We start from the raw sequence: 14,335 nt of genomic DNA, 5'->3' as shown, positions 1-14,335 counted from the left end.
ATTTTGAGGAATTATATTTTGTTTTGAATCTGTGCAAGAGCTAAGAAACAGTTAAAGAACTGACAATTAGTCAAATATAATTATACCCATACCCATAAATTATTTCATTTAATGGAACAAACTGTAGAGCAAAAGCTGAAAGCTTTATACGAATTACAAACCCTTCATACAAAAATTGATAAAATACGTCAGATTCGTGGTGAATTGCCAATGGAAGTGGCTGATTTAGAAGATGAGGTAGCGGGATTGGATACACGTATACAAAAATTCAAAGCTGAATTGGATGAAACCGAAGATGCTATTGTAACACGTAAAAATATGATCAAAGAATCTCAGGCTTTGATTAAGAAATATGATACTCAGTTAAAAGAGGTAAAAAATAATCGTGAGTATGATGCTTTAACAAAAGAAGTAGAGATCCAGTCTCTTGAAATTCAGGTTTGTGAAAAGAAAATCAGAGAATATGGATTTGATATCTCTTCTAAAACTGAAGTTTATGAGAAAGCTTTAGCTGATCAGGAGTCAAGAAAAAAAGATCTTGAGATCAAAAGAGGTGAATTACAAACGATTACATCTGAAACTGAAAAAGACGAGCAGGTTTTAAATAAAAAAGCGGAGAAAGCAGAGTCTGGAATTGAAGAAAGATTATTAATTGCTTACAGAAGATTAAGAGGAAATGCAAACAATGGCCTTGCTGTGGTAACAATTGATCGTGATTCTTGTTCTGGATGTTTCAATCAGATCCCACCTCAGCGTCAGTTAGACATTCGTCAGCGTAAAAAAATCATCGTATGTGAGCATTGCGGAAGGATTTTAGTTGATGAAGCCTTAACGTTAGAAAATGTACCAGCATAATTAAGCAATTATTGCTAATAGTATAAAAAAAACGGTCAGATTGTAATCTGACCGTTTTTTTTATACAGTTTTTTCTAAATTTAAAACAATAGCGTTGTATTCGTCGTTTTTATGGATTCACGCTATAGAAATATTTTATTTATGTCCGCCAAAAGGAAATTCATCCTCCTGTTAAGATATTGCCTCTTTCCCCTTTTCTTAATCCTCCCCGGTACAGTCCATGCTAATTTTGATTTCAATGCCAATTGCGTAAAGGCTTATCAACTCATCTTTGAGCTTAAAATCAACGCGGCGAAACAACTGATTGCGGCTGAAAAAAGTGCGCACCCTAAAAATGCTATAGTTCCATTGTTAGAAAATTATGCGGACTATTTTTACCTGATTACTGTTGAAAGTAAACAGGATTTTGACAGGTTGAAAGATGAAAAATCCCGCAGACTTAGTCAGATCGAAGATGATGATGAAAAATCTCCTTATTATTTATATGCGCAGGCAGAGATTAATCTGCAGTGGGCTTTGTTGAGGAGCCGTTATGGAGAGTATTTTACAGCTGCAAGAGAAATTAAGAAAGCGAACAGCCTTTTGCAGGATAACAGTAAGAAATTTCCGGGATTTCATTTAAATGGTAAAGGATTAGGCTTGATCAATGTCTTCTTGGGAAATCTTCCTGATGGTACACTAAAAAGTATGCTTTCTACTTTTGGAGTTAAAGGAGATGTACAAAAGGGGTTGTTGATGCTGGATAAGCTTGCACAAAACCTTCCCCGTTCGTCATTTGAGCCATTCTACGAAGAAGTAGTTTTCTACTATTCTTATGTTTTATGTGATGTAATCCATTCTCCGGATGCTTATGCTAAAACTATGAAATACACGGCCAGGATTTCTGATAGTAGCCTGTTGAAGGCTTATTTACAGGCTTATGTTTGTGCACGGAATGGCCATAACGAAGAAGCAATTGCCATTCTGGCGAAGCGGCCTGCTGGTGAAAGCTATCAAGCATTTCCTTACCTCGAGCTTTTAATGGGAACCGCAAAATTGAATAAGCTGGATTATTCAGCTTCTACTAATTTTAAAAGATTTTTACAACTCAATAAAGGCGTGAATTACATTAAAGATGCCAACCTTCACTTGTCATGGATTGCTTTATTAAATGGCGACACAGGCGCTTATAGAGGTTATATAGCCAAAGTTAAAAGTGTTGGGTATACTTATGCTGAAAAAGATAAGCAAGCAATGAATGAGGCTGGAGCTCCAGCTCCGGATAAAGGGTTATTAAAATCCAGGTTATTATTTGATGGCGGATATTATGCGAAAGCATTGGAAGTATTAGCAGGTGAGAATGCTTCAGCTTATAAAGACATTAAAGACAAAGTGGAGTTTTATTACCGTATGGGCAGAATTTACGATGTGCTGGATAAAGATGATAGTGCGCTGCAGTCTTATCAGAATGTTATAAACTACGGGAAAAATTTAAAGTATTACTTTGCAGCAACCTCTGCTTTGAATATGGGTAAGATCTATGCAAAGAAAAAGAATGATGCCAAGGCTAAAGCTTACTTTAACCAGGCAATCAATATGAAAAATCACGAATATGAAAATAGTATTGAAACTCAGGCCAAAGAAGGTCTGAAGAAACTGGGCAATTAAAACCGGTATACGAAGGCGTTAATGTGCATTCCTGCACCAACAGAAGCAAAGACTGCATATTCGCCTGCTTTTACTTTATAACCTGCTACTTTTTCTTTCAGCACAAGGTCCAGTAAAGTTGGTATAGTCGCAACTGAGCTATTACCTAACCAGGAAATGGTCATTGGAACCAGATTCTCAGGAACGGCATCTTTATCGTATAATTTGAATAATCTTTTCATGATCGCATTATCCATTTTACCATTGGCCTGGTGGATAAATACGGTTTTAATATCTTCAATACTCAATCCTGCTTTATCAATAGCCATTTTCACTACTTGGGGAACATTTACAACTGCAAATTCATAGAGCTTGCGTCCATTCATTTTCATGTAAGTATTGCCATCTGTAGCCCCAGGATTGCAGCTTTTTGCCATATATAACAACGAAGCAAAGTTGCCAGCAAATGTTTGTGTTTTATGGGCAATAATACCAATTGGCTCTTCATTTTCAACGCCTTCAAAAATTACTGCCCCTGCTCCATCCGAAAATATCATACTGTCACGGTCATGCGGGTCAATTATCCTGGAGAGTGTTTCTGAACCTATGACTAAAACACGTTTGGCATCTCCGCTTTGAATCAGGTAATTTGCTTGTATCGTTCCTTGTACCCATCCCGGACATCCAAATATGATATCGTAAGCAACACAATCCGGGTTTACAATCTCTAATTGCTGCTTAACTTTAGCTGCAAGAGAAGGCAGAATATCCATCCGGTTACTTCCATGATGAATATCTCCGAAATTATGACATACAATGATGTGGTCTAAGGTCTCTTTATCGATTCTCGCATCATCCAGAGCCCTTTGTGCGGCAATGGAAGCGATATTACTGTTAAGGAGGTTATCGTCGATATAACGACGCTCTATGATTTCAGTAATTTCAGAGAATTTACTGATGATATCTGCGTTGTCTTTCTCAATAAGGAGACCGTTTTCGTAAAAAGTAGAGTTTAGGAAGGAATCTCCTGAAACAATTTTCTCCGGAATGTAACTTCCTGTGCCTGCAATTACTGAAGATATATGCTTTTTATTAACCATTCTGAACCGTATACTGTTTTAGTATTTAGTATAAAACTAGGATTAATTTATTGAAAACAAAAATTTAAGAGAAATCATCAATTAAAAAAACAAATAATTCTTTCGGGCCATGGGCACCAAGGACGAGTGTTTTCTCAATATCGGCAGTTCTGCTGGGACCGGTGATCGTACTGATCATGGAAGGCAGCTGTGCGCCATATTTATTTTTGATGAGTTGAAATCCATCTTTAAGGTCCATAACCATTTGGCCGGTTCTCGCTATGACAATATGGTGATGAGGAAAAATACTAAGTCTTCTTCCTGCTTCATTTTGATTACTTAACAATATAGAGCCATTTCTGGCAATTAAGGCTTCACACATAGTAATTCCAACTTCAGCCATTTCAAAATCCTTGTCAGTCTTGTAAAAAGGGAATTCGTAAGTGGAAAGTAATTTCTGAAGTTCTGTTTCCCAGCAATATATTTTTCTCCATTTGAACTTCTCCGCTAGTTCAAGAATGTTTTCGATGAATTCAACACCGTCTTCGCAATAAATAAAATTGCCGGATACAGCGGTTAACTGCTCGGCAAATAAAATTTCCGGAATCTCTGTATTGGTCTTGTAAAGCGGGGTTTCTTCTAAATTAGGATAGGGATTATCTCTTTTTTCAAGTAGAGCTTTCCTTATCTTTTTTAGCATTAACTCCTTGGAGGAAATATTCTCTTGCATAAAAAAATGGATTTGCTGTCATCAGTATACCTGATGACAGCTCCATAAAGTTAATTATTAAGATTCAGAATTTAAAGGCGATGCTAAAGGAGCAGACGGGTCTGTTGTTTCTCCAACACCTTCATGAAGTAAGCCTTCAGCAGCAGGTTTTTGATCTCCTGTGCCATTCACGAATTCATCATATGTAGTACGGTTGTCAAAAGGACGTTTACCTAAGATTTCTTCCAGATCTGCCTGGAAAAGAATTTCTTTTTCCAGTAGTTTCTCTGCCAGTTTCTCTAAACCGTCTCTTTTATCAATTAATAACTGCATTGTTCTGACATAAACCTCATTGATCAGTTTACGTACTTCAATATCAATCAGTTCAGAAGTTTTTTCTGAATAAGGTTTATTGAAGTTGTACTCGTTTTGAGGATCATGGAAGGAAACATTACCGATTGTACTGTTCATTCCATAAATAGTCACCATGGCATAAGACAATTTAGTAATTCTCTCCAGGTCATTCTGCGCACCTGTAGATATTTTACCAAATACAAGGTCTTCGGCTACACGGCCACCCATAGTCATACACATACCATCAGTAAGCTGCTCTGTAGTATACAAAAACTGCTCTTTTGGTAAATACTGTGCATAACCTAATGCAGCAACACCACGAGGTACAATAGACACCTTTACCAATGGATCTGCATGTTCAAGGTACCATCCAGCAATAGCGTGTCCAGCTTCATGGTAAGCAACGATACGTTTCTCTTCAGGAGAGATGATTTTATTTTTCTTCTCCAGACCACCAATAACACGGTCAATTGCATCCTGGAAATCCTGCATATCAACAGATTCTTTATTTCTTCTGGCAGCAATTAATGCAGCTTCATTACAAACGTTTGCAATCTCAGCACCTGCGAAACCAGGAGTTTGTGCAGAAAGTTTTTTAGCATCCACAACCACATCAGTTTTGATAGGTTTCAAGTGGACTTTGAAAATCTGCTCCCTGCCTACTAAATCTGGTTTATCAATAGAAATCTGTCTGTCAAATCTTCCCGGACGAAGCAGGGCACTGTCTAATACATCAGGACGGTTAGTTGCAGCAAGAATAATAATCCCTGAATCTGTACCAAATCCATCCATCTCTACTAATAACTGGTTCAAAGTGTTCTCACGCTCATCATTACCACCCATCATGCTGTTTTTACCACGGGCACGTCCAATCGCATCAACCTCATCAATAAAGATGATACATGGAGCTTTATCTTTAGCTTGTTTAAACAAGTCACGTACACGTGATGCACCAACTCCAACAAACATTTCTACGAAATCAGAACCTGAAAGCGAGAAAAATGGAACCTGAGCTTCACCGGCAACAGCTTTCGCCAATAAAGTTTTACCAGTACCCGGAGAGCCTACAAGCAATGCACCTTTTGGTATCTTACCACCCAGATTGGTGTATTTTTTTGGGTTTTTAAGGAAATCTACAATCTCCATAACCTCTTGTTTAGCTTCTTCCAGTCCTGCAACATCATTAAATGTTACGTTTACCTGGCTTTCTTTATCAAAAAGAGTTGCTTTGGATTTTCCGATATTAAAAATCTGTCCGCCGCCACCGCCGGCACCACCACCCATTTTACGCATGATGAAGATCCAGAATCCAATAAATAACAACACAGGAATAATTACTGTGAAGAACCATGAATTGAAGGTACTTTGTCTGGTTTCTTTTTCTGCTAAAATCTGGCTGTCAACCGGAACAGTTTTTTGTGATTCTGACAATTGCTTATCCAGTGCATCCATTGATCCTGCGGTAAAAGATACTGTAGGGCCTCCGGTTGAACCAAAATTACTCTTTGTCTGATACTTTTTATACTTCTCCTGGTTAAGACGGTCTGGTTTTATAAATACATCAGCCCTCACCAGGTCTTCATATTTGTAAGCTATAATTTTCTGAACATCTCCCGGAGCAAGCATGTTCGTTTCAAATTCCCTGTAGGTGATTGTTTTATTGGTATCATTAGTAAATAAAACGGAAACTAGGACAAGGCCTAAAATAATTGCAGCGTAAACCCAGAATATATTAAAGTTAGAGCCCTTTTGAGGTTTTTTGGGAATGTTCGGTATTCTCTTAATTAATTTGGGCTTAGTATTTTCTTTCTCTTTCATCGTTGATTCAAAAAAATGTATAAGGTTGTAACTGGTTATGCGCTTTGATAAGAAGTTGTTTGTGCGTCGCCCCATAAATCTTCGATCCCATAAAAATCTCTTTTTTCAGTTTTGAAGATATGAACAACAACATCAAAATAATCTAAGATTATCCATTCAGCGTTTTCTAATCCTTCTTTTCTCCACGGCGTGGCTTCTGTGTTTTTGTAAATTTCGTCTTCTACGCTGTCTGCGATAGCTTTCACTTGTGTAGACGAGTCTGCGTTGCAAACTATAAAATAATCTGATACGGAGCTATTTAATTCTCTTAAGTCCAGACGGACTATATCGTGGCCCTTTTTTTCCTGCATGCCTTGAACGGCTATTTCTGAAAGGTAGGTAGAAAGGTTTACTAATTTCTTTTTTACCATTAAAATGTTTTATTTTTGATAAATAACAACTATAAAATCAACTATTGCAAAATAACACTTTTTCAACACTATTTGTTGGTCAAAATCTTATCAAATTATTAGCAGTTGATTCTACCAATAATTTTTTGAAAAGGATGGTGTCAAATTCCGAGCCATTACCCGAAGGAACTGTTATTATGGCAGAGAATCAATATGAAGGGCGTGGCCAGGTAGGGAGCAAATGGCATGCTGAACCGGGTAAAAACCTCACTTTTAGCATCCTTCTGCGGCCATCGTTCATGCAGCTCAGAGCGCAATTTAACTTGAATATGACTATCAGTATTGCGGTTCAGAAAGCGCTGGAAAGTCTTATTGGTACAGGTTTATCTGTCAAATGGCCTAATGATATCTATTTTGGACATCAAAAGATAGGCGGGATGTTAGTAGAGAATATCGTTGCTGGAAGCCATATAAAGGCTTGTATCGTCGGAATCGGAATTAATGTTAATCAGGAAGTTTTTGAAACTGAGTTACAGGACCGCGCCAGCTCAATTTATCAAATTTTACACCGGCATGTTGATTTAGTAACGCTTTTAGCAGAAATTTGCAGCCATATAGAGGCAGGATATTTAAAACTCAAAGCAGGAAACTATAGTGGTTTGCGTAATGAATACCTTAATTATCTTTATCAATATAACGTAAAAGCCAATTACAGACAAAATGGCGAGATAATGGAGGGGAAAATAGTCGATGTAAGCGAAAATGGATTATTGAGCCTGGAAACCATAGATGGGATAAAGACGTATAATTTCAAAGAGATTGAATTCATTAAACCATAATAGAAAATATCAGTCTTAGTCATATCAATTATAATTTATAAACATGAAAAGAATAACCTTAGTATTTGCCTTATTGTTTTTTACCATTCTTGGAGCTTCTGCTCAGATCGAGAATCCGGTAACCTGGTCTTATGCACAAAAGAAGATCAGTAAAACAGAAGCCATAGTTTATCTTAAAGCAACTATTCAGGATGGATGGCACATCTATTCCCAAACAGTTAAGCCAGGTGGCCCGGTTAAAACAACGATTAAGTTTAATCCATCAAAAGATTTTACTAAAGTGGGAGCTACTGCAGAACCTAAAGCCCTTTCAAAATTTGAAAAGGTTTTTGATATGAATGTTGGTTATTTCGAGAATCAAGTTGTTTTCCAGCAAAAAATTAAATTGAATAAACCAGCAACAGTTGTTTCTGGTACCATAGAATTTATGGTTTGTGATGCTACGAAATGTCTTCCTCCGGACGAAGTGAAGTTTTCTGTACAAGTCAAATAAATTTACAAGAAGTATTAAAGAGCGCCAGAATTTCTGGCGCTCTTTTTTTTTGTCTTTTTCTGCCGAATATCGAAGTACAGTAAAATATTGGCAATCCGGTAATTCAAAACTTTTTAAACAAGAAATTATAAGTAATTTCACAGCCTTATAGAAAGGGGTAATACCCAATCAGGTTAAAAAACATGAGAATGAAAAAGTTAATTTTAATGCTTGGCTTAGTGCTTACGATGCTTTTATTGCATTCCAGCCAGAGTTTTGCTTTGATACAAAGCCATGATTCTACAACAGTAAGCGATGATATCCAGTTTACTGAAATTGGCTCTCCGGCAGATAGTGCTGCGAATGCTATCGTTAAAGACAGTGTTAAAAAAGACACTGTAAAAGCTGGTGCTGTAGTTAAGCCGGTGCAGGAAATACAACAAACGGAACAAGAGAAAACATTATGGCAAACCTTTATACAGGGGCTGATCGGCGGTTTTATTGCTTTCCTGATGCCTTGCATTTTCCCAATGGTACCGCTAACAGTTAGTTTCTTTACCAAAAAAGCGGGCAGCAGGAAAAAGGGAATAGGACAAGCTGTGATTTACGGACTCTCTATTATTGTCATTTACGTAGCTTTCGGGTTATTGATTACTTTGCTTTTCGGTTCTGCTAAATTAAATGAACTCAGCAGCAGCGGATGGTTTAACTTTACTTTCTTTATCTTGCTGATTGTTTTTGCGATCTCATTTTTCGGCGCTTTTGAAATTACGCTACCAAGTTCTTTTGTCAATAAAATTGATCAGAAAGCAGACGATACTAAAGGTTTAGGCGGAATATTTTTTATGGCGGCTTCTTTAGCGCTTGTTTCATTCTCCTGCACTGGTCCCATTATTGGAACATTGTTAGTACAAGCAAGCTCAAAGGGTGAAATTCTGGCTCCGGCAATAGGAATGTTTGGATTTGCGCTAGCTTTAGCACTACCTTTTACTTTATCAGCGATATTTCCTGGTTTCTTAAGCAGTATGCCTAAATCGGGTGGCTGGTTAAACAGTGTAAAGGTTTGTCTTGGTTTCCTGGAGCTTGCACTGGCCTTAAAATTCTTGTCTGCAGCAGATCTTGTTTGGCACTGGGAATGGTTTGACAGAGAGATATTCCTGGTCTTATGGATTGTGATTTTCTTCCTGATGGGGATCTATATCCTTGGAAAGATTAAGTTTTCACATGATAGTGATGTCCCGTATGTTTCAGTTCCAAGGTTGTTCTTCGCAATCCTCTCTTTCTCCTTTGCCATGTATCTTGTTCCTGGTCTTTGGGGAGCGCCGGTTAATATTTTAAGTGGAATTGCACCTCCTTTAAATACACAGGATTTTATTCTGGGTGGAAATAGTGGGGGAAGTACACAGGGGACATCCGATTTTCCTGCAGTAGTTAAATATAACGATGTACTGCATCCTCCGCATGGTTTCAATGCATTTTTCGATCTGGATGAAGGTTTAGCCTATGCTAAAAAAGTAAATAAACCCGTTCTGATAGATTTTACGGGGCATGCTTGCGTAAACTGCCGGAAAATGGAAGATAAAGTATGGATAGATCCGCAAGTAGGTCATTTAATTAAGGATGAATACGTTCTTATACAGCTATATGTAGATGAGCGATCTGTTAAAATGCCACCAGAGAAAGTACATTACTCTAAAATTTTAAGAACTACTACAGATGATCTTGGCCGCTGGAACGGTGATTTCCAGGCCACGACCTACAATTCTAACTCACAACCCTTTTATGTCCTTGGCGGGCATGATCTGGCACCTTTAGTTGCCCCTCAGGGAGCAATTTTTGACGCTAAAGAATACGCCGCTTATTTGCAAAGCGGACTTGATAAATTTAAAGCATCCAAGAAATAATGAACAAAATTAAAAACATAGCTGTATTAACATCAGGGGGAGACGCACCAGGTATGAATGCTGCCATAAGGGCAGTAGTCAGAGCTGGGATATATTATGATTTAAATGTTTCAGGAGTACTTAGAGGATATGAAGGTTTAATTAATGGAGATTTTATCCCCATGGACCGGAAATCCGTAGCGAATATTATACAGCGTGGTGGTACCATCCTTAAAACCGCCCGGAGTGATGACTTCCGGACGAAAGAGGGAAGACAAAAAGCTTATGACCAACTGATACTGCACAATATTGATGCAATGGTTGTGATTGGTGGCGACGGTACTTTTACAGGTGCAAATTTGTTTACCAGTGAATTTAATTTCCCGGTTATTGGCCTGCCAGGTACTATAGACAATGATTTAGCAGGTACAGATTTTACAATCGGTTATGATACTGCAATTAATACGGTCGTAAATGCAATTGACAAGATCAGAGATACTGCAGAATCACATGACCGGCTTTTTATTGTAGAAGTGATGGGCAGGGATTCCGGACTAATCGCTTTAAGAAGTGGAATTGGTGTAGGTGCAGAAGCGATTATGATTCCTGAAGCCAATATGGGTGTAGAAGGATTAATTAAAAGATTAGAATACGGACGAAAAGATAAATCATCTAAAATTATAATTGTTGCCGAAGGCGATGAAGTGGGCGGTGCTTTTAATGTAGGAGAAGTGCTTAAAGAAAACTTCCCTAATTATGATATTCGTGTCTCTGTTTTGGGGCATATACAACGTGGTGGCAAGCCAAGCTGTATGGACCGGGTATTGGCAAGCCGTTTTGGTGTAGCGGCTGTAGAAGGCCTGCTGGAAGGCAGATCGGGCGGTATGGTCGGTCAGATCAACAAAGAAATCTTGTTTACTCCTTTTGATCATGCCATCAAACACATCGACGCAGAAGAGGTAAGTCCGGTCTGGTTAAAACTGGTAGAGATTCTCTCTTTATAAAAAATTAATAGGGGCTGTTCATGGACAGCCCATATTAATTTTGCGGCATCTTGCTTATCATTAGTATTTTACTTACTTTTGCATCCCCGCTAGCATGCAGCTCCGGGAACTATGTTGAATACATAAACTTATAAAGAAATGGCAACTAAAATCAGATTGCAAAGATTCGGTAAAAAGAGCAAACCTTTTTTCCACGTAGTGGTAGCGGATTCACGCGCACCGAGAGATGGTAAATTTATTGAGCGTTTAGGTTCATACAACCCAAACACCAATCCTGCTACTATCGAAATTAATTTCGAAAAAACATTAGACTGGGTAAACAAAGGTGCTGAGCCTACGGATACTTGCCGTACTATTTTATCTCACAAAGGTATTTTGTACAGAAAACACTTACAAGGTGGTGTTAAAAAAGGCGCTTTAACTGAAGAACAAGCAGATGCTAAATTTGCTGAGTGGCTTTCAGCTAAAGACAGTAAAATCGAAGGCAAAAAAGACAGTTTGACTAAATCTAAAGATGAAGTTAAGAAAACTGCTCTTGCTGCTGAAACTAAGAAAAATGCAGACCGTGGTGCTGCTATCGCATTGAAAAATGCACCAGTAGTAGAAGAAGTTGTAGCTGAAGAAACAGAGGAAACTCCTGTAGCTGAAGAAACAACTGAAGAAATTCCTGCAACAGAAGAAACAAAAGAAGAAGAAGCATAGTAATTTGTAATTCTTGATTATAGCGAAGAATCCTTCATCTGAAGGTTTTCTTCGCTATTTTTATTTAATGTAATAATTGATTTAGATTAATGACGCACGAAGAGGCATTTTATATAGGGTATTTTACCAAAACAAAAGGATTAAAGGGCGAACTTCAGCTATACTTTGAATATGATGAACCAGGTTTGCTTGAACTTGATGTCATTTTTGCAGAGATGAATGGCAAGATGGTTCCTTTTTTCGTTTCGGCGTTTAAAATGCAGCCTAACAGCACTGGAAATATTTACCTGGACGATATTGATCATATTGACAAGGCACAGCCTCTGCTAAAGAAAAAGGTTTATTTGCCAATCAGCAAGATGCCTAACAGAGATGATGATGACTTCCATTATACTGACCTGGTTGGATTTATCGTTACCGATGAAACTCATGGAGAGCTTGGCGAAATACTTGAAGTCAATGAATATCCTCAGCAATTTGTAGCTACGGTTTCTTATCAGGAGAAAGAAATCATGTTTCCTTTAAACGATGATATGATTGTTGAGATTGACGAAGATGCCAGTACATTATTGGTTGATCTTCCAGATGGTCTGCTTGATATTTACCTCTCTAATTAATTTGATGCTATGCGTTTTGATATCATAACAGTTCTGCCAGATCTATTACAAAGCCCTTTCGCGCATTCTATTTTGCAGCGGGCACAGACTAAGGGGATTGCTGAAATAGTAGTGCACAGCCTTAGAGATTACTCCACAAACAAACAACGGAGTGTCGATGATTATCCATATGGCGGTGGCAGTGGAATGGTCATGTCAATTGAGCCTTTTGCGCGCTGTATAGATGCCTTAAAAGAGCAGCGTACCTATGATGAGATTATTTTTATGACACCAGACGGAGTAACGTTGAACCAGTCTATGGCTAATGAATTGTCCGGGAAAGGAAATGTGATCATTTTGTGCGGTCATTATAAGGGAATTGATCAGCGGATCAGGGATATTTATGTGACCCGTGAAGTTTCTATTGGTGATTACGTTTTATCAGGCGGAGAATTACCTGCAGCAGTCCTTGTAGATGCAATAGTGAGATTAATACCGGGTGTACTGAATGATGAGACGTCAGCTTTGAGCGACAGTTTTCAAGGAGGCTTGCTTGATGCTCCATTATATACCCGCCCTGCCGATTATAAGGGTCACCAGGTGCCCGAAATCCTTTTGAGTGGCCATGAGTTGAAAATTAACAATTGGAGGCATGAGCAGGCTTTGGCGCGGACGCTGAAGCGTCGTCCGGATCTGTTGGAAGATTAGCAGGTTCCTGTAAATATTATTCCCGGAAAACTCTTTTAATTCTTTAATAAATAATTTATTTCACTTGTTAGTTATTTACATATGAAATTATTTATATATTTACGAAATAGTATTCGTGATTCGTTTAGCGGCTGCTTGTAAATCGTGTAAATAAATATGAGTGAAAGTATAGATAAGTATAAGATCAATTATTTCTTAGACAAGCTTACCGTTAAGGAATATAAGTTTGCAATGAAAATAATTCCCAAATTGTTAAATATTTCGATGAACACTTTTCATAATTACCGGAGAATAAAAATTGGCGAGGCTCAGGATATTCCGTATGAAAAAGTTAAACTCATGGAAATTTTATTTGACGCGGAAAGCGGGGCGTTGGAAAATACAAAAATGAATGGGAAAAGCCTCGTGCAATTGCTTAAAGGCCAATGATAAGCGTAATTTAATAGCTACTGATAAATAAAAAACAGAAGAATTATTGTGGATTTCGTAAAGAATGTTGAAAAAAAATAAGAATCACTTTTTTTTATTAAATAAAATTCCTAATATTGCAGTCCGATTTTAAACAACAAAAAGTCGGCTTAATAGCTTAAAATCATGGATTTAGTAAAATTTGTTGAAGAGCAGGTAATCGCAAAGAACGAGTTTCCTGCATTCAAATCAGGAGATACAGTGAGTGTTCACTATAAAATTCGCGAAGGTAATAAAGAACGTGTTCAAATTTACCAAGGTGTAGTCTTACAACGTAACAGCGTAGGTGCTAATGAGACGTTTACTGTTCGTAAAATGTCTAATGGAGTTGGAGTAGAGCGTATCTTCCCAATTAACTCGCCAAACATCGCTAAAATTGAAGTTAACAGTCACGGTAAGGTGCGTAGAGCTAAGTTGTTCTATCTTCGTGAATTGACTGGTAAAGCAGCTCGTATCAAGTCTAAGAGAGTTTAATTTCTCTGCAAAATATATAGGCCTTCCCGATTCTGTCGGGGAGGTTTTTTTGTTTGTACTTATCTCATCCACTGGTCCCGCATGTTCTTTGCCGGACAGTCCTATTTTACCCGGATCAAGTTATAAACTTTTGAAGCAGTCTCTTTTTTAAGCATAAATTTTGACACGCTCAACAGAAAGTCTTTGCTGTCACGGATGCGCTTATGCCTGTGGAATTTGCGCTGAAAGCTTTCCATTTGCATGGGAATGACTCAGCCAAAACAAGGCCGGGCTGTTCGTAAATAAATTCAAAATAGCTAAATAATAAAGCTATATCGGCCGGGTACTGCCTGAGTACTGGTCGGGTACTCGTTAGGGTA

At 38.0% G+C, this 14,335-nt stretch carries 15 protein-coding genes; 11 read left to right on the top strand and 4 right to left on the bottom strand.

Annotated features, from left to right (window positions below; translation table 11 throughout):
* The first annotated feature begins 111 nt into the window (after window positions 1–111).
* Entirely contained in the window at window positions 112–855 is a 744-nt protein-coding gene (locus tag AY601_RS20670) for a zinc ribbon domain-containing protein (RefSeq protein WP_068404671.1), read from the top strand.
* 141 nt (window positions 856–996) lie between these two features.
* Entirely contained in the window at window positions 997–2,502 is a 1,506-nt protein-coding gene (locus tag AY601_RS20665; protein ID WP_068407773.1) for a hypothetical protein, read from the top strand.
* On the opposite strand, the gene AY601_RS20660 is transcribed toward AY601_RS20665, so the two are convergent.
* From AY601_RS20660 to rsfS, 4 genes are all read right to left on the bottom strand, one after another.
* A complete protein-coding gene (locus AY601_RS20660) occupies window positions 2,499–3,581 on the bottom strand; it encodes a 3-oxoacyl-ACP synthase III family protein (RefSeq protein ID WP_068404669.1) in 1,083 nt (360 codons plus the stop codon). The genes AY601_RS20665 and AY601_RS20660 overlap by 4 nt on opposite strands.
* A 64-nt stretch (window positions 3,582–3,645) precedes the next feature.
* Window positions 3,646–4,290, bottom strand: coding sequence for a LutC/YkgG family protein (locus tag AY601_RS20655; RefSeq protein WP_068404667.1), 645 nt, complete (start codon window positions 4,288–4,290; stop codon window positions 3,646–3,648).
* 57 nt (window positions 4,291–4,347) lie between these two features.
* A complete protein-coding gene (gene ftsH, locus AY601_RS20650) occupies window positions 4,348–6,441 on the bottom strand; it encodes an ATP-dependent zinc metalloprotease FtsH (RefSeq protein WP_068404665.1) in 2,094 nt (697 codons plus the stop codon).
* A 35-nt stretch (window positions 6,442–6,476) separates the two neighbouring features.
* Window positions 6,477–6,851, bottom strand: coding sequence for a ribosome silencing factor (gene rsfS, locus AY601_RS20645; protein WP_068404664.1), 375 nt, complete (start codon window positions 6,849–6,851; stop codon window positions 6,477–6,479).
* 44 nt (window positions 6,852–6,895) lie between these two features.
* Here rsfS and AY601_RS20640 point away from each other — a divergent pair, with 44 nt between their 5' ends.
* The 9 genes from AY601_RS20640 to rplS all read left to right on the top strand — a co-directional run bounded on the left by AY601_RS20640 (window position 6,896) and on the right by rplS (window position 13,976).
* Window positions 6,896–7,669: a biotin--[acetyl-CoA-carboxylase] ligase gene (locus AY601_RS20640; protein ID WP_068404661.1), complete on the top strand. Its 774-nt coding sequence runs from the start codon at window positions 6,896–6,898 to the stop codon at window positions 7,667–7,669.
* Window positions 7,670–7,712: 43 nt separating this feature from the next.
* Window positions 7,713–8,162 (top strand): protein-disulfide reductase DsbD domain-containing protein, encoded by a 450-nt coding sequence (locus AY601_RS20635; RefSeq protein ID WP_068404659.1) that lies wholly within the window; start codon window positions 7,713–7,715, stop codon window positions 8,160–8,162.
* Between the two features lie 188 nt (window positions 8,163–8,350).
* Window positions 8,351–10,045: a protein-disulfide reductase DsbD family protein gene (locus AY601_RS20630; protein WP_068407769.1), complete on the top strand. Its 1,695-nt coding sequence runs from the start codon at window positions 8,351–8,353 to the stop codon at window positions 10,043–10,045.
* Window positions 10,045–11,028, top strand: coding sequence for a 6-phosphofructokinase (gene pfkA / locus AY601_RS20625; RefSeq protein ID WP_068404657.1), 984 nt, complete (start codon window positions 10,045–10,047; stop codon window positions 11,026–11,028). Before AY601_RS20630 ends, pfkA begins: the two co-directional genes overlap by 1 nt.
* Before the next feature lie 138 nt (window positions 11,029–11,166).
* The gene (locus tag AY601_RS20620) at window positions 11,167–11,730 is read left to right on the top strand and encodes a 30S ribosomal protein S16 (RefSeq protein ID WP_068404655.1); all 564 of its coding nucleotides are present in this window, start codon (window positions 11,167–11,169) and stop codon (window positions 11,728–11,730) included.
* A gap of 89 nt (window positions 11,731–11,819) precedes the next feature.
* On the top strand, window positions 11,820–12,347 hold the full coding sequence (gene rimM, locus AY601_RS20615) for a ribosome maturation factor RimM (RefSeq protein WP_068404653.1): 528 nt from the start codon (window positions 11,820–11,822) through the stop codon (window positions 12,345–12,347).
* A gap of 9 nt (window positions 12,348–12,356) precedes the next feature.
* The gene (gene trmD / locus AY601_RS20610; RefSeq protein ID WP_068404651.1) at window positions 12,357–13,034 is read left to right on the top strand and encodes a tRNA (guanosine(37)-N1)-methyltransferase TrmD; all 678 of its coding nucleotides are present in this window, start codon (window positions 12,357–12,359) and stop codon (window positions 13,032–13,034) included.
* 156 nt (window positions 13,035–13,190) lie between these two features.
* The gene (locus AY601_RS20605; RefSeq protein ID WP_068404649.1) at window positions 13,191–13,463 is read left to right on the top strand and encodes a hypothetical protein; all 273 of its coding nucleotides are present in this window, start codon (window positions 13,191–13,193) and stop codon (window positions 13,461–13,463) included.
* A gap of 165 nt (window positions 13,464–13,628) precedes the next feature.
* On the top strand, window positions 13,629–13,976 hold the full coding sequence (gene rplS, locus AY601_RS20600) for a 50S ribosomal protein L19 (protein ID WP_041883657.1): 348 nt from the start codon (window positions 13,629–13,631) through the stop codon (window positions 13,974–13,976).
* The last annotated feature ends 359 nt before the right edge of the window (window positions 13,977–14,335 follow it).

Origin of the sequence: Pedobacter cryoconitis (assembly GCF_001590605.1) — a bacterium.
GTDB classification, from domain to species: Bacteria; Bacteroidota; Bacteroidia; order Sphingobacteriales; family Sphingobacteriaceae; genus Pedobacter; species Pedobacter cryoconitis_A.
The sequence above is the reverse complement of the archived record's forward strand: the minus strand, read 5'-3'. Positions and strand labels throughout refer to the sequence as shown.